Annotated in this window: 21 protein-coding genes; 11 read left to right on the top strand and 10 right to left on the bottom strand. The window is 44.0% G+C overall.

What is annotated here, in order from left to right:
* Nucleotides 1-8 precede the first annotated feature (8 nt).
* From hisC to hisIE, 6 genes are all read left to right on the top strand, one after another.
* A complete protein-coding gene (hisC, locus tag D8S93_RS05905) occupies nucleotides 9-1,049 on the top strand; it encodes a histidinol-phosphate transaminase (protein WP_005390873.1) in 1,041 nt (346 codons plus the stop codon).
* A gap of 65 nt (nucleotides 1,050-1,114) precedes the next feature.
* Entirely contained in the window at nucleotides 1,115-2,188 is a 1,074-nt protein-coding gene (hisB, locus tag D8S93_RS05900; protein ID WP_006743043.1) for a bifunctional histidinol-phosphatase/imidazoleglycerol-phosphate dehydratase HisB, read from the top strand.
* 26 nt (nucleotides 2,189-2,214) lie between these two features.
* Nucleotides 2,215-2,829 carry an imidazole glycerol phosphate synthase subunit HisH gene (gene hisH, locus D8S93_RS05895; protein ID WP_006743042.1) on the top strand — a complete coding sequence of 205 codons (615 nt, stop codon included), beginning with the start codon at nucleotides 2,215-2,217 and terminating at the stop codon, nucleotides 2,827-2,829.
* A gap of 12 nt (nucleotides 2,830-2,841) precedes the next feature.
* Complete coding sequence (gene hisA, locus D8S93_RS05890; RefSeq protein WP_258640766.1) at nucleotides 2,842-3,579, top strand: 1-(5-phosphoribosyl)-5-[(5-phosphoribosylamino)methylideneamino]imidazole-4-carboxamide isomerase; 738 nt, start codon at nucleotides 2,842-2,844, stop codon at nucleotides 3,577-3,579.
* Entirely contained in the window at nucleotides 3,561-4,334 is a 774-nt protein-coding gene (hisF, locus tag D8S93_RS05885; protein ID WP_152812413.1) for an imidazole glycerol phosphate synthase subunit HisF, read from the top strand. The genes hisA and hisF overlap by 19 nt, the downstream gene beginning before the upstream one ends.
* Nucleotides 4,331-4,966, top strand: coding sequence for a bifunctional phosphoribosyl-AMP cyclohydrolase/phosphoribosyl-ATP diphosphatase HisIE (hisIE, locus tag D8S93_RS05880; RefSeq protein WP_104969276.1), 636 nt, complete (start codon nucleotides 4,331-4,333; stop codon nucleotides 4,964-4,966). Before hisF ends, hisIE begins: the two co-directional genes overlap by 4 nt.
* A 282-nt stretch (nucleotides 4,967-5,248) precedes the next feature.
* On the opposite strand, the gene D8S93_RS05875 is transcribed toward hisIE, so the two are convergent.
* The 4 genes from D8S93_RS05875 to D8S93_RS05860 all read right to left on the bottom strand — a co-directional run bounded on the left by D8S93_RS05875 (nucleotide 5,249) and on the right by D8S93_RS05860 (nucleotide 8,450).
* Nucleotides 5,249-5,764: a YchJ family protein gene (locus D8S93_RS05875; protein WP_152812411.1), complete on the bottom strand. Its 516-nt coding sequence runs from the start codon at nucleotides 5,762-5,764 to the stop codon at nucleotides 5,249-5,251.
* Between the two features lie 80 nt (nucleotides 5,765-5,844).
* A complete protein-coding gene (locus D8S93_RS05870) occupies nucleotides 5,845-7,059 on the bottom strand; it encodes an EAL and HDOD domain-containing protein (RefSeq protein WP_005378158.1) in 1,215 nt (404 codons plus the stop codon).
* A gap of 98 nt (nucleotides 7,060-7,157) precedes the next feature.
* Nucleotides 7,158-7,895 (bottom strand): UDP-2,3-diacylglucosamine diphosphatase, encoded by a 738-nt coding sequence (gene lpxH / locus D8S93_RS05865; RefSeq protein ID WP_031780172.1) that lies wholly within the window; start codon nucleotides 7,893-7,895, stop codon nucleotides 7,158-7,160.
* A gap of 60 nt (nucleotides 7,896-7,955) precedes the next feature.
* A complete protein-coding gene (locus D8S93_RS05860) occupies nucleotides 7,956-8,450 on the bottom strand; it encodes a peptidylprolyl isomerase (RefSeq protein WP_005390900.1) in 495 nt (164 codons plus the stop codon).
* A 203-nt stretch (nucleotides 8,451-8,653) separates the two neighbouring features.
* Between D8S93_RS05860 and cysS the strand changes: the two genes are divergently transcribed.
* Both cysS and D8S93_RS05850 read left to right on the top strand, forming a co-directional pair.
* A complete protein-coding gene (cysS, locus tag D8S93_RS05855; RefSeq protein WP_005390902.1) occupies nucleotides 8,654-10,036 on the top strand; it encodes a cysteine--tRNA ligase in 1,383 nt (460 codons plus the stop codon).
* 87 nt (nucleotides 10,037-10,123) lie between these two features.
* The gene (locus D8S93_RS05850) at nucleotides 10,124-10,702 is read left to right on the top strand and encodes a thymidine kinase (RefSeq protein WP_005378154.1); all 579 of its coding nucleotides are present in this window, start codon (nucleotides 10,124-10,126) and stop codon (nucleotides 10,700-10,702) included.
* Between the two features lie 61 nt (nucleotides 10,703-10,763).
* Here D8S93_RS05850 and D8S93_RS05845 read toward each other — a convergent pair whose 3' ends face one another.
* From D8S93_RS05845 to D8S93_RS05835, 3 genes are read right to left on the bottom strand one after another with little or no spacing between them, the layout of a single operon-like run.
* A complete protein-coding gene (locus tag D8S93_RS05845) occupies nucleotides 10,764-11,402 on the bottom strand; it encodes a YdcF family protein (protein WP_104969280.1) in 639 nt (212 codons plus the stop codon).
* On the bottom strand, nucleotides 11,399-12,226 hold the full coding sequence (locus D8S93_RS05840; protein WP_152812409.1) for an NAD-dependent epimerase/dehydratase family protein: 828 nt from the start codon (nucleotides 12,224-12,226) through the stop codon (nucleotides 11,399-11,401). Before D8S93_RS05840 ends, D8S93_RS05845 begins: the two co-directional genes overlap by 4 nt.
* Before the next feature lie 22 nt (nucleotides 12,227-12,248).
* Entirely contained in the window at nucleotides 12,249-13,127 is an 879-nt protein-coding gene (locus tag D8S93_RS05835) for a LysR family transcriptional regulator (protein WP_005390908.1), read from the bottom strand.
* An 89-nt stretch (nucleotides 13,128-13,216) separates the two neighbouring features.
* On the opposite strand from D8S93_RS05835, the gene D8S93_RS05830 reads away from it, so the two are divergent.
* On the top strand, nucleotides 13,217-13,675 hold the full coding sequence (locus tag D8S93_RS05830) for a PACE efflux transporter (protein WP_005390910.1): 459 nt from the start codon (nucleotides 13,217-13,219) through the stop codon (nucleotides 13,673-13,675).
* Between the two features lie 36 nt (nucleotides 13,676-13,711).
* Here D8S93_RS05830 and D8S93_RS05825 read toward each other — a convergent pair whose 3' ends face one another.
* Nucleotides 13,712-13,945: a TIGR02647 family protein gene (locus D8S93_RS05825; protein WP_005378148.1), complete on the bottom strand. Its 234-nt coding sequence runs from the start codon at nucleotides 13,943-13,945 to the stop codon at nucleotides 13,712-13,714.
* 299 nt (nucleotides 13,946-14,244) lie between these two features.
* Between D8S93_RS05825 and focA the strand changes: the two genes are divergently transcribed.
* Nucleotides 14,245-15,105 (top strand): formate transporter FocA, encoded by an 861-nt coding sequence (gene focA / locus D8S93_RS05820; protein WP_005393324.1) that lies wholly within the window; start codon nucleotides 14,245-14,247, stop codon nucleotides 15,103-15,105.
* 83 nt (nucleotides 15,106-15,188) lie between these two features.
* Here focA and D8S93_RS25270 read toward each other — a convergent pair whose 3' ends face one another.
* Both D8S93_RS25270 and D8S93_RS05810 read right to left on the bottom strand, forming a co-directional pair.
* The gene (locus D8S93_RS25270; RefSeq protein ID WP_254903806.1) at nucleotides 15,189-15,314 is read right to left on the bottom strand and encodes a hypothetical protein; all 126 of its coding nucleotides are present in this window, start codon (nucleotides 15,312-15,314) and stop codon (nucleotides 15,189-15,191) included.
* Nucleotides 15,315-15,680: 366 nt separating this feature from the next.
* Nucleotides 15,681-16,493 (bottom strand): ABC transporter permease, encoded by an 813-nt coding sequence (locus D8S93_RS05810; protein WP_152812407.1) that lies wholly within the window; start codon nucleotides 16,491-16,493, stop codon nucleotides 15,681-15,683.
* 462 nt (nucleotides 16,494-16,955) lie between these two features.
* Between D8S93_RS05810 and torE the strand changes: the two genes are divergently transcribed.
* A complete protein-coding gene (gene torE / locus D8S93_RS05805; protein WP_005378141.1) occupies nucleotides 16,956-17,135 on the top strand; it encodes a trimethylamine N-oxide reductase system protein TorE in 180 nt (59 codons plus the stop codon).
* Nucleotides 17,136-17,164 lie beyond the last annotated feature (29 nt).

Raw genomic sequence — 17,164 nt, 5'->3', positions numbered from 1 at the left:
GTAAAGAGATGGAAAAGCTAGCGCGTAAACAAGTCCAACAACTAACACCTTATCTTTCGGCTCGCCGAATTGGTGGAACAGGTGACGTATGGCTGAACGCCAACGAATCGCCATTCAACAATGAATACAAAACAGACTTTGCTCGTCTTAATCGTTACAGCGAATGCCAGCCGAAAGAGCTGATTTCTGCTTACGCCGCGTATGCTGGAGTGAAGCCAGAACAAACGCTGACTTCTCGCGGCGCAGACGAAGGTATTGAGTTATTGATTCGTGCTTTTTGTGAACCGGGTGAAGACACGATTTTATACTGCCCACCGACTTACGGTATGTACGCCATCAGTGCAGAAACCATCGGTGTAGAGCGCAAAACGGTGCCGCTAACGTCAGATTGGCAACTAGACCTCGCAGGTATCGAAGCGAATCTAGATAACGTGAAACTGGTTTTCGTATGCTCGCCAAACAACCCAACGGGTAACTTAGTTAAGCGTGACGATATTGTCTCTCTGCTTGAGATGACAAAAGACCGCGCAATCGTGGTCATGGACGAAGCGTACATCGATTTTTGTCCAGAAGCGTCAACAGTAGATTTATTGGCAGAATATCCAAATCTAGCGATTCTGCGTACTCTGTCGAAAGCTTTCGCGCTTGCTGGTCTTCGTTGTGGATTTACGCTAGCAAACGAAGAACTGATTAACGTCCTTCTTAAAGTGATCGCACCATATCCAGTACCGGTTCCAGTTGCTGAAATTGCTACTCAAGCGCTCTCTGAAGCAGGCCTAGCGCGAGCGAAGTTCCAAGTTCTCGATTTGAACGCGAACCGAGCTTACTTACAAGTTGGTTTGTCGATGATTCCGGGTCTGGAGGTTTTTGAAGGGTGGGGTAACTACTTATTGGTGAAATTCCCAGATGGCGATGCTCTTTTCAAAGCCGCTTGGGATACGGGCATTATCCTGCGTAACTCGCCAATTGAGAACTGCGTGCGTATCAGTGTTGGTAACCGCGACGAGTGTGAAAAGACACTGGGTTTCATTAGAAACTACTATTCATAAATAGAATTCTCAACGTTCTCGGTTTATGCCGAGAACGAAACAAGATTAGTAATAAGGAAGTTCGAGTGAGCAAGCAACAAAAAATCCTATTTATCGACCGAGATGGCACCTTAATTGTTGAGCCGCCAGTTGATTTTCAAGTAGACCGTTTAGATAAGCTAAAACTAGAGCCATTTGTTATCCCAAGCCTGTTGTCGTTGCAGGATGCGGGATACCGTCTAGTGATGGTCACTAACCAAGATGGTTTGGGTACTGACAGCTACCCACAAGCTGATTTTGATGCACCGCACAACATGATGATGGAGATCTTCGAGTCTCAAGGTGTGAAGTTCGATGACGTGTTGATTTGTCCTCACTTTGAAGAAGATAACTGCTCTTGCCGTAAGCCTAAGCTAGGCATGGTGAAAGAGTACCTTCAAGGTGGCAAAGTTGATTTCCAAAACTCTGTCGTGATTGGTGACCGCCAAACCGATCTTCAACTTGCAGAAAACATGGCGATTCGCGGTATTCAATACAATCCAGAAACCATGGGTTGGAAACAGATCCTGAAAGACCTCACGGTGAAAGCTCGTATTGCTGAAGTGATTCGTACCACGAAGGAAACGGACATCAAAGTTGCGGTTAATCTTGATGAGCAAGGCGGTAACGATATCTCAACAGGTCTTGGTTTCTTTGACCACATGCTGGATCAAATTGCCACTCACGGTGGATTCCAAATGGTGTGCAAAGTAGAAGGTGATCTACACATTGATGATCACCACACGGTCGAAGATACCGCTCTTGCGTTAGGTCAAGCATTGAAAGAAGCACTGGGTGACAAACGTGGTATTGGTCGCTTTGGTTTTAGCCTGCCTATGGATGAGTGCTTGGCACAATGTGCACTAGATCTATCTGGTCGTCCTTACCTTAAGTTCGACGCGCAGTTTAGTCGCGAGCAAGTGGGGGACCTTTCAACAGAGATGGTGGTTCACTTCTTCCGTTCTTTAACTGACACACTAGCGTGTACACTGCACCTGTCTTCTGCGGGCAACAATGATCACCACATCATTGAGAGCCTATTTAAAGCGTTTGGTCGTACTCTGCGCCAAGCAATCAAAGTAGAAGGCACTGAGCTACCGAGTAGTAAAGGCGTACTTTAAGGCTAACCTTAGCAAGGAGAAAAACAGTGACAGAACAGAAAGTTGTCATTATCGATACTGGCTGTGCCAACGTCTCTTCGGTGAAGTTTGCTATTGAACGCCTAGGCTATGACGTGACTATTTCAAAAGATCCGCAAGTCGTATTGTCGGCAGATAAGTTATTCCTACCGGGAGTGGGAACCGCCAGCGAAGCGATGAAAAACCTAGAAGAGCGTGACCTTATCAGCTTGGTCAAACAGGTAGAAAAGCCGCTATTAGGTATCTGTTTAGGCATGCAGCTGTTGGGCAAAGTGTCTCAAGAAAAAGGCCAGAAAGCCGACGAGTTAGTTGAATGTCTCGGACTTTGTGATGGCGAAGTGAAGCTGCTACAAACTGGAGACTTGCCGCTGCCGCATATGGGTTGGAATACCGTTTCTGCAAAAGCAGGCAATCCGTTGTTCAAAGGCATTGAAGAGGGTGAGTACTTCTATTTTGTGCACAGCTTTGCGATGCCAGTTGGAGACTACACCATTGCTGAATGTGATTACGGAAATCCATTCACTGCTGCGGTTCAAAGCGGTAACTATTATGGTGTGCAATTCCACCCAGAGCGTTCTTCAAAAGCGGGCGCGAAGCTTATTCAAAACTTCTTAGAATTATAAAAGGGATTTAGTGTGATTATTCCAGCTCTTGATTTAATCGAAGGACAGGTGGTTCGCCTTTATCAAGGTGATTACGGCCAAGTAACCGAGTACAAAGTCGACCCAGCAGAGCAGTTCAATTTGTACCACCAAGCGGGTGCTAACTGGCTGCACTTGGTGGATTTAACTGGCGCGAAAGACACGACAGCACGCCAGCTAGGTTTGATTGCAAAGCTACTAGCAAGCACACCAGCGAACATCCAAATCGGTGGTGGAGTGCGTACAGAGCAAGACGTGATTGATCTGTTAGAAGCCGGTGCGCAGCGTGTTGTAGTCGGTTCTACAGCAGTAAAACAGCCAGAGCTTGTGAAAGGTTGGATGGAAAAATACGGCGCAGAGAAAATCGTTCTCGCACTAGACATCAACATCGATCAAGACGGCACGCGCAAAGTTGCCATTTCTGGCTGGCAAGAAGATTCAGGCGTGACTATCGAAGCTCTGATCAACGATTATCTGACGGTAGGTCTACAGCATGTGCTTTGCACGGACATTTCTCGTGACGGTACGCTAGAGGGCTCAAACGTTGAGCTTTACATCGACCTATGTAAACAGTACCCACAAGTGCAGTTTCAATCTTCAGGCGGCATTGGCTCATTAGCAGATATCGAAGCACTAAAAGGCAGTGGTGTGGCTGGCGTGATTGTTGGTCGTGCGCTGTTAGATGGTAAGTTCACAGCAGAGGAGGCATTTGCATGCTGGCAAAGCGAATAATTCCATGTCTTGATGTTCGTGATGGACAAGTGGTGAAGGGCGTTCAGTTCCGCAACCACGAAATCATTGGTGACATCGTTCCTCTGGCGCAGCGTTATGCTGAAGAAGGCGCTGACGAGCTTGTGTTCTACGATATTACTGCTTCAAGTGATGGTCGTGTCGTCGATAAAAGTTGGGTCGCTCGCGTTGCAGAGGTGATTGATATTCCGTTCTGTGTGGCTGGTGGCATTAAATCAGCGGAAGACGCGGCGCGCATCCTTGAGTTTGGTGCAGATAAAGTGTCTATCAATTCCCCTGCCTTGGCGAACCCACAGCTGATTACTGACCTTGCTGATAAGTTTGGTGTGCAATGTATCGTCGTTGGTATCGATTCATACTACGACAAAGAGACAGGCAAGTATCAGGTGTACCAGTTTACTGGTGATGAAGAACGCACCAAAGCGACTCAATGGGAAACCCGTGATTGGGTGCAAGAAGTACAAAAACGTGGTGCTGGTGAAATCGTACTGAACATGATGAACCAAGATGGTGTACGTAACGGTTACGACATTGACCAACTGAATATGGTGCGTGAAGTGTGTAACGTACCGTTGATTGCATCGGGTGGTGCCGGTGCCATGGCGCACTTTGCAGAAGCCTACCAAAAAGCCAATGTGGATGGCGCACTTGCTGCGTCGGTATTCCACAAACAAGTCATCAACATTGGTGAGCTAAAACAGTATTTGAAACAACAAGGCATTGAGGTACGACTATGAGTGTGAAAGCCGCCGAAGTAAGTTCGCTAGCTGAGCGAATCAACTGGGAAAAGGTGGATGGTCTGGTACCTGCCATCGTACAAGATTTTCAATCAAGCCAAGTGCTGATGATGGGTTACATGAACCAAGATGCGTTGGCAAAAACGGGCGAAACGGGTCAAGTGACGTTTTTCTCTCGTACCAAAGAGCGTCTTTGGACCAAAGGGGAAACCTCAGGCAATGTATTACAATTGGTGAACATGCAGCTCGATTGCGACAATGACACACTGCTAGTTAAAGTGAATCCTATTGGTCCGACTTGCCATACTGGAACAACAACTTGTTGGGATGGAGATCCGCAAGAGGAGTCACAAATGGTGTGGCTTCATCAACTTGAGCAGCTATTGGCTGCCCGCAAGAGTGCCGACCCAGATTCCTCTTATACTGCCAGTCTTTATGCCCGTGGCACCAAGCGTATTTCGCAAAAAGTGGGCGAAGAAGGCGTTGAAGTCGCGCTTGCGGCGACGTCGGGCGATAAGGCGGAGTTAGTGTGTGAATCAGCAGACTTGATTTACCACTTAATGGTATTGCTTCAAGACCAAGGCTTATCGATGAATGACGTAGTGAACAAGTTGAAAGAACGTCATAAGTAAACTTGCTTATAGATAAGTGAAAGCCCCTATGCTCTCGAGTCTAGGGGCTTTTTTAATTTAGTGTTCTTGATTCGGGGGTAAAAACCGGCAACAGTGCTGGTGGCGATTAGATTCTGAATCACGCTCGTCCCTCGCTGTTCAGAATGACGGTATATTTTCTAATGGTATTTGAAGTCGCGTTATCTATTTCAAACGAAAGTACATATTCACGTTATTCCGACGAGCTTAGGTGAGATCAGGAATCTCATTAAAGCGAGCTCAATAAGCTAAGCGTGGATGCCTTTACCCACAACACTTCTTAAACTTCTTACCGCTTCCGCAGATACACGGATCGTTACGACCTAGCTTTAGGCTATTCACTGGCTGGCTCAAGCGTGGATCCTGTTCTGGTTCTTCTTCTGGCTCTTCTTCAGGAAATGTGCCGTCAATGTAGTACCAAAGCCCATTTTCTTTTACGAAGCGAGAACGCTCTGTCATACAGTAGCGTTTGCCGTCTTCATCAAAATAAGCGCTAAACTCGACAAAGCCTTCATTGTCATTACTGCCAGCTTCTGTTTTTAATACTTCAAGTTTGCACCAATCGCTGTCGATAGATTGGGCAATGCCTTCTCGTTGTTCTTCTGCATTACAGCTTGGGTGGTACGTGTTCACCACGTAATCTACTAGACCTAACACATGCGCACTGTAACGAGAGCGCATTAACTGCTCCGGAGTGGTAACGTCAGCATGGTTATTGTGGGCAATTTCACAACACTGTTGGTAGGAGCGGTTAGAGCCGCAAGGACAAGAAGAAGCCATAAAATGAAATCTCGATTAATTAAGCGGGAAAAACAAACAACCTCACAATTGCGAGGCTGGAGGTGAGGCATTATAGCGATTTAGGGCGTTTGAGACAGCAGTTCTTGAGCCCACTCGGTAGATTGATTAAAAGCGTCTGCTAATTGAGGCTCGGTTAATTTAAGAACGGTGCAATACCGCTCAGCTAATTCCCAGTCTGCTTGTTCGTAGGCGATCGTCATTGAAAGTAAGTGACCAAGTACGCCTTTTCGACTGGTTAATGCGAGTTTTATATCTTCGTCAACGGGGATATCTTCAATGACATCCGAGAGCGGTTGATCGAGCAAAGATCCGAGTAAAGAAAACATGCCTGTCAAAAAAGCCTGCCCAGGGTCATACCTAGTGTTCATTTGACTAAGTAACAGTTCACACATTCTTGCACGCTGAATCGCCAAGGAGTAAAGAGAATCTGGTTTATCTTCTTGAACGGACGCAATGGCAACTAAGGAAATAAAGCGTCGTAGTCGCTCTTCACCCAGATAAATAAGCGCTTGTCTGAACGACTTAATCTTAGTCGTTAATGTATATCCTGAATTTACGTAAGTAAGCAGCTTGTATGACAGCGTCACATCAATCGAAAACAGACGTTCAACCTCATTGAAGTCGATGGGCTTATCTGCAATCTCTTTACAAAGCTGGATGACTGTAAGAAACGCGGGGTTCAACCGTTTTTTCTGGATCATCTCAGGTTTGCTAAAAAAATACCCTTGAAAATAGTTAAAGCCGGCTTCTAAAGCTTGCTCAAACTCTTCGTAGGTCTCTACTTTTTCCGCAAGAAAGTCGATTTTAAATGGGCTTAATGCCTGAATAAAAATAGCGGCTTTCTTAATCGGTACGAGTCGAATGTCAAACTTGATCATGGAAACGTATGGAAGAAAACGTTTCCAAGCCTTCGTCGGCACAAAATCATCTAAAGCAATTTTGTATCCGCATTCATGAAGGTGCTTGATGGCTTCTAGCAACTCTTCTGTCGGTTCACAATCTTCAAGGACTTCAATGACGAGAGACTCTTTGGGAAACAGAGTTGGGACCAGATTCACCAAGCTTTGATGCGGAAAGTTAACAAAGCCAAGTTTGTTCCCTAATGTGTTGTAATGCGTCGACAAAAAATGATCGGATAGCAGTCGACTAGTAGCCAGCTCTGGTTCTACTTCAGGGAAGGTATTTTTAGGACCGTCTCGAAAGAGAAGTTCGTAACCTATGGTTCGTTTTTCTCTATCCAGAATCGGTTGGCGAGCTACGTAAGAATACTTCAATTAGGTACTTCGTTCTGTTTAACTTAGTATTATGATAATAGCGATTTTTTACAAAATATCTACGACTTGAGCGTGAATCTTCTACACGCTCTACATGCTTAACGCAAATTCTGTATGAATGGTCTCGTTTGTAGGTCAAAGCCATCAGAATTTACTTGTAAAACTGAGCCTTGCGTATACCAATCCCCTAAAACTATCCGGGTCTTTTTAACGCCATCGACGTCAAAAAAATGTGTATTCGGGCGATGAGTGTGACCATGAATCATTAAGTTGACGCAATTCTGAGACATCACTTTCTCGACTTCATTTTGATTGACGTCCATGATGTCTAAAGGCTTGCTCATTTTATCATCACGAATATCGGATTGAACTTTTGAGACAATTTTCTTCTTAATAAACCAAGGAATGTGATTAAACAGCCATTGCAACCAAGGTTGATGAACAGTCTTACGGAATTTTTGATAATCAATGTCGTCAGTACACAGGGTGTCACCGTGGAGAATAACCGCTTTAGTACCATAAAGGTCTATGAGGCTAACTTCATCCAATAATGTAATGCCTGTCTCTTTACAGAAGCGCTTTCCCAATAGGAAGTCGCGATTGCCCTGAATGAAATAAACAGGAACGCCAGTCTTTGTTAGTTTCTGGAACTCTGTACGGATTTGATTGGCAAAAGGAGTTTTGTCATCGTCTCCAACCCAAAACTCGAACAGATCGCCTAATACATAAAGTGCATCGGCTTTCGTTGCTTCTGTTCGCATGAACGTCACAAAACATTCCGTAATATCCGGACGCGATGGGGTGAGGTGAAGATCGGAAATAAATAATGTTGTCATAGAAATAAGGGGAAGCGATGCCTCCCCATTAACTTATCTCTTAGAAATAATTCTTACGAATTATTCTTCAATTGTTGTACCAGTGATTACTACGTCCTCTAGAGGCACGTCTTGGTGCATGCCGTAAGAACCAGTGCTAACGCCTTTGATCTTATTTACGATGTCCATGCCTTCTACAACTTCACCGAATACACAGTAACCCCAACCATCTAGACTTTCGCTACGGAAATCTAGGAATGTGTTGTTGTTTACGTTGATAAAGAATTGAGAGCTTGCTGAATGCGGTTCCATAGTACGCGCCATAGCAAGTGTACCCACTTTGTTGCTTAGGCCGTTGTTTGCTTCGTTCTTGATAGGTGCACGTGATGCTTTTTCACGTAGACCAGGTTCCATGCCACCACCTTGGATCATGAAACCGTCAATAACACGGTGGAAAAGAGTGTTGTCGTAAAAGCCATCGCGGCAGTACTGAAGGAAGTTTGCGCTAGTCTCTGGCGCTTTCTCTTCGTTTAGTTGAATCTTGATGTCACCAAAATTAGTGTGAAGGGTGATCATGCTACTTTCCTTTACTGTGTTGTGTTGAGCCCGAGATTCTAGCCTAAGTTCTAGTGCTTTAAAAACTCAGGAAGAGGAAATTCTTCGTTTTGTGCTTGAAGTTTAGCCGATTATCGTTTTATCGGTTAATTGCTATTACCTAACCAAGTCGGAGTTGATATACTCGACCTTCTTTTATTCATTCACAATCATAGATAGAGATCATGTTAAAGATATATAACACACTCACAAGACAGAAAGAGGAATTCAAACCAATTACAGCTGGCAAAGTCGGCATGTATGTCTGTGGAGTTACCATCTACGATCTCTGTCACATCGGTCACGGTCGCACTTTTGTCTCCTTTGACGTGGTATCACGTTACCTTCGTTACCTAGGTTACGATCTAACGTTTGTACGCAACATCACAGACATCGATGATAAGATCATTAAACGTGCGGCTGAAAATGGCGAGTCTTGTGACTCACTGACCGAGCGCTTGATCGGTGAAATGCACGCAGACTTCGACGCATTAAACATGAAGCGTCCTGATATTGAGCCTCGTGCAACCCAGTTTATTCCAGAAATCATCGAACTTGTTCAAAAACTGATTGAACGCGGTTTTGCTTATGTTGCGGACAATGGCGATGTAATGTTTGAGGTTCGCAAGTTTGACGAATACGGCAAACTGTCTAAACAAGATTTGGATCAGCTGCAAGCGGGCGCGCGCGTTGATGTCGAAACAGCCAAACGCAGCCCACTAGACTTCGTTCTTTGGAAGATGTCTAAACCAGGTGAACCTACGTGGGAATCACCATGGGGCCCTGGTCGTCCAGGCTGGCACATTGAATGTTCTGCTATGAACTCTTCAATCCTAGGTGATCACTTTGATATTCACGGTGGCGGCTCTGATCTTCAGTTCCCACACCACGAAAACGAAATCGCGCAATCATGCTGTGCACACGACACTAAGTACGTAAATACTTGGATGCACAGTGGCATGGTGATGGTAGATCGCGAGAAGATGTCTAAGTCTCTAGGCAACTTCTTTACTATCCGTGACGTACTTGGTCACTACGATGCAGAAACGGTTCGTTACTTCCTTATGTCTGGTCACTACCGTAGCCAGTTAAACTACAGCGAAGAGAACCTAAACCAAGCACGCGCTTCGCTTGAGCGTCTATACACTTCTCTACGTGGTTTGGATCTAAATGCTGCTCCTGCTGGTGGTGAAGAGTATGTATCTCGCTTTACAGCAGCGATGAACGATGACTTCAATACGCCAGAAGCGTACTCAGTTCTGTTCGACATGGCGCGCGAAGTTAACCGTTTGAAAACAGAAAACCTAGAGAAAGCAAGCGAGCTAGGTGCGCTAATGCGTGAACTAGCAGATGTGATCGGTATTCTTCACCAAGATCCAGAAGCCTTCCTAAAAGGTGATGCAGGTAACGATGATGAAGTGGCTGAAATCGAAGCTCTTATCAAGCTGCGTAACGACTCTCGCGCTGCGAAAGATTGGGCGAATGCAGATATGGCTCGTGACAAGCTAACCGAAATGGGCATTGTTCTGGAAGATGGTCCAGAAGGCACAACGTGGCGTCGTAAGTAATTGAATTTTCAATTTTAAAGGGCTGATAATTCAGCCCTTTTATTTTCCATTTCCATAAATTAAAACTTTAACTTTAGGTAATGCTCTGTGGCTCAGATGTATTTCTATTACTCAGCAATGAATGCGGGTAAATCAACAACGCTTCTTCAATCCTCTTTCAACTATCAAGAACGCGGCATGACGCCAGTTATTTTTACGGCTGCACTAGATGATCGCTTTGGTGTTGGTAAAGTGAGCTCTCGTATTGGTCTTCAATCTGACGCACACTTGTTTCGTCAGGATACCAATTTATATCAAGAGATCGCAGCTCTGAATGAGGTTGAGAAACGTCACTGTATTCTTGTTGATGAGTGTCAGTTCTTGTCGAAAGAGCAGGTTTACCAACTTACTGAAGTTGTTGATAAACTGCATATTCCAGTATTGTGTTATGGCCTTCGCACCGATTTTCTAGGCGAACTTTTTGAAGGCAGTAAGTACCTGTTATCTTGGGCAGACAAGTTGGTTGAGCTCAAAACGATCTGCCACTGCGGTCGCAAAGCGAATATGGTTATTCGTACCGATGAACATGGCGTGGCGATTAAAGAGGGCGATCAAGTTGCGATCGGCGGTAACGACAAATATGTCTCCGTGTGCCGTCAGCATTACAAAGAAGCACTCGGTAAATAATCCGTATTAATACAGAAAAGCCACCGTAATCGGTGGCTTTTTGTTGTCTGCTAGAAAGGGCTTAGACTAAGTCAAAACCAAATCTCTCTAGCAAAACCTGGTAAGACGATTCGACTTGCTGAGGGATGTTCTGCTCGGTTTGAAATCCTTTCTCTGGATAGCTTTTTACACGAGAGAAATCTTCCATTAGTGCTTCTAGCACCATCATTAATGGCATGTCTTCATTAATATACTCAAAAAACGGATGAGCCGTAGAGCTTACTTGGAGCTGGGAGTAGGGTGACTGCCACTGTTTTTCAAATGTCGCTATAGCTCTGCGTTCCATAAATGGTTTTTGCACCAGAATAAACGATGAGCAATGTTTTCCTTCCTCTTTCAATCGCTGCTCAGTAAAGCGAACGTTTTCTCCACTGTTGGTGGATTCAGTTTCGAGCAAAATTGCTTCACTGGGCACTCCTGACATCTTGGCAATCTCGGCAAAAGTTTCCGCTTCGCTTTTTTCAAACAGTCCATCGGTAAAACGACCTTCTCCCCCTGAAAATACAATCAAAGGCGCTAACTTTTGGTGGTACAGATTTGCTGCATGTTCTGCTACACGCACATCGTTACTGCACATCACAAACAAACAGTCTGCGGGTTTCAGCTCATGTTTGAGTTGCATGTAATCCCAAAGTGTTTCTATGTGTCGATAGAGTTTCATAGCGCGTCCAAAGTTGAGTTGAAATGAAATTGATAGCCAAGTGAGAGTAGTTTGTCTGCGAGAATGCGTTTATCTGTTTGTTCTGTGACTGGTGGAAGAGGTATCTCACTTTCGCTCTTATTTATAGCGGCTTGGTAGAACTCCGCCTTGCTGACGGTATGCGGTGTGGTCACGTTAATAACTTGGTTGCTTAAATTATCTAAAGCAAATTTGGCCGCCGATACCGCATCGTCTTGATGAAGCATATTAGCAGGCGCTTTACGACTGACTTGTTTTAGTCTCATTGCAAAGCGAGAAGGGTGCCTATCTGGCCCAATTAGCCCGCTACAACGCATAATGACGAAGCTAATATTAGAATCGATAACATGCTGCTCGGCTTGCAGCATAATACGTGCATTGTCAGAGAAATAAGGGCTGTCGGCTGCTAAAGAGAGTGACGCATCTGCTTCTTCCATATCTGAAGCTAGGTTGGGATACACCGTTGTAGAGCTAATCATAACGAGCTTTTCAACGTTGTTTTGCTTTGCTGCGTTTGCGAGCATTTGCCATTGTTGGGCGTATTCTTGTCCGCGTCCTTTACGAAAACCAGGGGGAAAAGCACCGACAACGTGAGTAATTTGATGTTGCTTAAGCAACTCATCTAGCCGTTTCGCCGCGTTAAGTTGATTAAAATCGAATAATGCGGAGTGAGTTAATGAAGCGGGTAACTCGTTTAACCGAACTTGGTTACGACGAGTAACGACAACGTGGTGTCCGTCTTTCATCAAAGTTTCTGCTAGCGGAGTTCCGAGCCAGCCTGCACCTACGATCAATGTATTTGCCATTTGGGTCTTCCTACTTACTTATTTATGTCTGCTCGAATAGATTGAGCAGCTCTGCTTTGGCTTGTTGATGGAGGGGATCTGAATGCCATTTCTGATGTTGAATAAGGTCAACATTGACTTGCCAAGCCAGCTTTGTGAAATCATCCCCAACTCTTTTCAGTGTGTTCGGTGAATACGCGACTAAATGCTCCGGAAGAAAGCACCAACCAAACCCTTTATTCGCTAATTCCAACAAAATATAGTAGTTATCAGCGTACCAGATATCCGGGCTGAATGCTTGATTGAGACCACATGGCTCTGCGTTTTTGGAGCGTATGACCAGTTGACGATGTTGTTTGAGTTGATCAATGTGAGTGACGCGTTGCTGTGCCAGAGCGTGTGTTGAAGAGACATAGACATCGAACGCAATGTTACCAAGATTAGTGAAATCGATATGTCTTGGCATTTGTAAGTCACTCAAAATAATCCCAGTAGTGGCGCGCTCCGATTTGACCAATTCAATGATATCCGGACTTGAAGCTGTTAAGCATTCAACTTGCAAGTGTGGAAAGCGTTGCTCTAAATTTTTTAGCACGTCGGGCAAGCGAGTCAGAGGAATCCCTTCATCAATGGCTAAAACCAATTTATTAGTTGGTGTTGAAAAAAGCTGTGATGCTCTGTTGTTCAATCGGTCGAGTTGGCTGATTGCCGCTTGTGCATAAGGTATGAGCGCGAGGCCACTCTCGGTTAATTTCGGATATCGACCAGAGCGATCAAATAGATCAACACCACAGTCGACCTCCATATTTATGATGTGTTGGCTGACTACGGATTGAGCTCGCCCCAGTTTTCTTGCCGCGCCTGAAAATGATCCGGTTTCTGATGTAGCAATGAAAGCTTGCAGTTGTTCGATGGTAAACATATCGCTTTTGCCGATGGTATCTAACTTTTTGTTATCTGAATAATAGATAAAATTCTAAGCATTGAGTAGAACTATTTGGACAGAGAAATATGACTCGTAACGAACGAATTTTTCATGCAGTACTTTTTGAGTTAATCGCACTCGCGATCATTGTGCCAGCGGCTTCATTGATCACCGGAAAGGGATCGAGTGATCTCGCGTTAGTTGGGATTGGGTTGAGCATGTATACCGTCGTGTGGAATTACATCTACAACTTGTACTTTGATAAGTGGTTTGGCAGCAATCGAACTGAGCGAAGTTTAGCGATGCGTTTTGGGCATACAATTGGATTCGAGGGAGGGTTGATCTTTATCTCTATACCCGTCATTGCTTGGTTCTTAGAAATTACGCTTCTCCAAGCTCTGGTGTTGGAAGCTGGCTTCCTAGTATTCTTCCTATTTTATGCCACAGGCTTTAATTGGTTGTACGACAAGGTTCAGCCATTTAGTAAAATGAAAAAACGATTAGCGCCTCAGGTTTCGGCAGGAACAAAATGTAGGGACCAATAAAAAACGCCACCGAATTCGGTGGCGTTTTTGTTCAAATTACACAGAAAGGACTCTTAAAATCTTATCTGCATGCTCTGCAACTTCAATACCTTCATCTGTTAGATAACCACCATCAGGCTGTGTACAAAGTTGCTTCTCGTATAGACGAGCAACGGCTGCCTGCATTTCTTCTGACGCGTCTGTATGAACTTTAATACCAGTTGCAGCACTACTTAGGTCGAACTGAAGAAGTAGGTTCAATTCGGCGATATGTTCAGCTGAATATTTCATAAATGATTCCTTTACGCTTTTTTTACCAAGCTAGTCTGAAAAGAAGAGTTGAGCAACATTAAACGATAAGAAGTGTTAAGTATGGCGCTATCAGGCTGATATAACGCAGGATCTTTGTTCGAAAGGCAGAATACTTGTTAAGTATCAATGATAGTTACGATTGCGAATGATAGTTGACCTTTATTGGTTGATCTCTCGATAACAACATTTTTAGTAAACATGTCAAATAGCGCTTGAAAAAGTAGGGAAATGGAGCGATTATCCGCGCCTCTTTAATTGTTTCTAAATGTTACACCACAATGAACTTCAATCAGTTTGACTCACTATTACCGCCTCAGGCTGCGGAACGCGCGGCTGAAGTGGGGGTAGGTAAAGCAACTAAAGCACCGATCAAATCTTTTTTATTGGCAATTTCTGCCGGACTTCATATTGGTATTGCGTTCATCTTTTACACCACGGTGACAACAGGCGCAGGCGACCTTCCATGGGGTATTACTAGGCTAATCGGTGGCCTAGCCTTCAGTCTTGGTTTGATTCTTGTTGTCGTTACAGGTGGTGAGCTTTTCACTAGCTCAGTATTAACATTGGTAGCGCGAGCGAGTGGAAAGATCTCGTGGCAAGCGCTAATCAAAAACTGGTTTGTAGTTTATTTCGGCAACATGGTTGGCGCTCTTTTGTTGGTAGCATGCATGTTGGTCACCAAGCAGTATATGTTTGATCACGGCCAAGTTGGCCTCAACGCGATGGCGATCTCTCAACATAAATTGCACCATGGTTTCTTTGCTGCAGTTGCGCTTGGTATCATGTGTAACGTGCTGGTGTGTATTGCTGTTTGGATGACGTTTAGTGGACGTACATTAACTGACAAAATAGCGGTCATGATTCTGCCAGTGGCTATGTTCGTGTCGGCAGGTTTCGAGCACTGTATTGCGAACATGTTCCAAGTACCCATGGCGATTGGAATCAAATATTTTGCACCGGAAGCATTTTGGCAAATGACAGGGGCGGATATTGCAAACTATGCGGACTTAAACATGATGGGTTTCATCGTAAATAACCTTATCCCTGTAACGATAGGGAACATCATTGGTGGCGGTGTATTCGTTGGTATGTGGTATTGGATGATTTATCTACGTGATGAAGACAAGCATTTACGATAAATCTAAAAGAATAAAAGAAAGGCGAGCCAAATGGTTCGCCTTTCTTTTATTCATGTCGATAAGTTTAACACAAATCGAGAGAGTTAAATCAGCTCTTCATTGATGCCAAAATCGGTTGGGAGCCAATGAGAAGTCACTTCCTTTGGTTCTTGAACGAGCCAGTCCAGAGGTGCATCGGATAGGAGTTCATCGTAATTTTCTTTGATCATTAAGACATCCATGTACGTCTCTCCAAGTTTGTGGTCACTATCTTTACTCTAAAATTAGAATATGTCAGGCAAGTGATCAAAGCATGACGATTAGATTGATCACTTATGCTGCTATGTTTCTTGTTGCGTATGGGTTTAGGGTGTTTATCCACATTTTCTGTGGATAACCTGTCTCAAAGGCCGTGCGTATCTAAACTTGCAAAGAAAATTTCATAAAATTAGAGGCTTATACTCGAGAGAATTCTGTCTGACTTTTCTCCAGAAAGCATCTTGATGAATGTTTAAAGAATGGATGAGTGATTCAGTTAAAAGTGCGTTTGACTTGATAATACATGCCCTTCAACTGGCTTTGTTCACACACTTAAACTATCTATGAGTTTTGGTAGGTTCTGGTTGTTGGATTTTTATTTTGATCCGGCCTTCTTTCGTTTGTACCCAGCTCAGTGTCATCTCCAGCGTAATAGCGACGGAGGTACTCAACATGACGAAAATAGCCAGCATAATCACTAACTGATATTTAATCGCAACCATCGGGCTTGCGCCTCCTAGAATTTGACCAGTCATCATGCCTGGCAAGGTAACCAGCCCTGTAGTGGCCATAGAGGCTAAAGTTGGAGCAAGTGACTTTCTAAGGGCCTCTTGAATGAAGGGGAATGATGCATAACGAGGAGAGGCACCAAGTGAGATAGCAGCCTCGTATTCTGATTGTCTCTGTTCAAAAGCCGTAAATAAATTCTGCAGTGCGATGATGTTACTACTTAAGCTGTTACCCAATAGCATGCCCGCAAGTGGGATCATATACTGGGCGTTGTAAATAGGGGATGGCTGCACTAGGCCTGCGGTAATCGCTATAAGAAGTGGAATTAGACCACAGGTTAAGCCTGTAAGAAGAGGAAGCATAAGTGGCTTTTTAGGTAGACGAGCTTTTCCTGCAATTGAGCTTGCACCAATCAGTAGCATGATGGCAAGCCAAAGTATATTGATAAGTAAGCTGTTTAATTGAAAAAGATATTCTAAATACACGCCAATCAATATGAGCTGAAGTGTCATACGAATAACACTGATTATCGTGTCTTTCGCAATCCCTAATTTGTAGCGGGCATTAATAAAGAAGGGAACCAACAAAATCAGACCAAACAATGCCAGTTTGGTCCAACTTATATCCACCACGCTATCCATAATCGCTCCTCGAAAATCCGCGAATAATTGTAACTAAGCTCCTCCTTTATATGAACATCAATGTGCATTTTTTGATGTTCTCAACGTAAACCTTTAGCGCTATTTTCGTCATTGTTTTGCATCATTTTATTTACAATTGATTATCTTTTGACGGGTTTTTAAGCCAATTTATGACCCGTTAATTACTATCCAAATGTAACTTATGTTTGGTAAATGTTGTCATTTTAACAATTAGTTAAAAGACTTATTTTGTCACATCTGTTCATGTTTTTTAATAAATAACATCAATCAATCACATCTCTGGATGAGCTCAAAAAAGTGTTGAATTACAAGGTCTGAGAGCTCTTATTTGATTGAACCTTACTATTAGTATGGTCTAACATTTTCCATTAGAGATTGTAAAAAACTTAAGCTTGGTTACGCGGGCTTTTCAATAACACTAGATACAAAATAGGCAAATGTATGAGTGATGTTAATAAAATTGAGAGTGGTGAAAAACGCTCCCTGGAGTGGAAGTCGTTCCTCTTCATTGCAGTTGTTCTCTTCCCAATTCTGAGTGTGGCTTTTGTCGGCGGTTACGGGTTCATCGTTTGGATGTTGCAAGTGTTCTTCTTTGGACCTCCAGGCGCGCACGGCATGTAAGCCTGTGAGCTCATAACCACACTTTTGAA

It is taken from the genome of Vibrio sp. VGrn 2, from assembly GCF_009361695.1.
GTDB lineage: Bacteria > Pseudomonadota > Gammaproteobacteria > Enterobacterales > Vibrionaceae > Vibrio > Vibrio diabolicus.
This window is presented reverse-complemented; position numbering and strand designations above follow the sequence as displayed.

Coding starts and splice junctions, on each gene's coding strand:
- D8S93_RS05875 (WP_152812411.1), bottom strand. CDS start 5,764: ATGGCTTCTTCTTGTCCTTGCGGCTCTAACCGCTCCTACCAACAGTGT.
- focA (WP_005393324.1), top strand. CDS start 14,245: ATGAACTTCAATCAGTTTGACTCACTATTACCGCCTCAGGCTGCGGAA.
- D8S93_RS05825 (WP_005378148.1), bottom strand. CDS start 13,945: ATGAAATATTCAGCTGAACATATCGCCGAATTGAACCTACTTCTTCAG.
- D8S93_RS05835 (WP_005390908.1), bottom strand. CDS start 13,127: ATGTTTACCATCGAACAACTGCAAGCTTTCATTGCTACATCAGAAACC.
- D8S93_RS05840 (WP_152812409.1), bottom strand. CDS start 12,226: ATGGCAAATACATTGATCGTAGGTGCAGGCTGGCTCGGAACTCCGCTA.
- D8S93_RS25270 (WP_254903806.1), bottom strand. CDS start 15,314: ATGATCAAAGAAAATTACGATGAACTCCTATCCGATGCACCTCTGGAC.
- lpxH (WP_031780172.1), bottom strand. CDS start 7,895: ATGACAACATTATTTATTTCCGATCTTCACCTCACCCCATCGCGTCCG.
- torE (WP_005378141.1), top strand. CDS start 16,956: ATGAGTGATGTTAATAAAATTGAGAGTGGTGAAAAACGCTCCCTGGAG.
- hisC (WP_005390873.1), top strand. CDS start 9: ATGGAAAAGCTAGCGCGTAAACAAGTCCAACAACTAACACCTTATCTT.
- D8S93_RS05810 (WP_152812407.1), bottom strand. CDS start 16,493: ATGGATAGCGTGGTGGATATAAGTTGGACCAAACTGGCATTGTTTGGT.
- hisIE (WP_104969276.1), top strand. CDS start 4,331: ATGAGTGTGAAAGCCGCCGAAGTAAGTTCGCTAGCTGAGCGAATCAAC.
- D8S93_RS05845 (WP_104969280.1), bottom strand. CDS start 11,402: ATGAAACTCTATCGACACATAGAAACACTTTGGGATTACATGCAACTC.
- cysS (WP_005390902.1), top strand. CDS start 8,654: ATGTTAAAGATATATAACACACTCACAAGACAGAAAGAGGAATTCAAA.
- D8S93_RS05860 (WP_005390900.1), bottom strand. CDS start 8,450: ATGATCACCCTTCACACTAATTTTGGTGACATCAAGATTCAACTAAAC.
- hisF (WP_152812413.1), top strand. CDS start 3,561: ATGCTGGCAAAGCGAATAATTCCATGTCTTGATGTTCGTGATGGACAA.
- D8S93_RS05830 (WP_005390910.1), top strand. CDS start 13,217: ATGACTCGTAACGAACGAATTTTTCATGCAGTACTTTTTGAGTTAATC.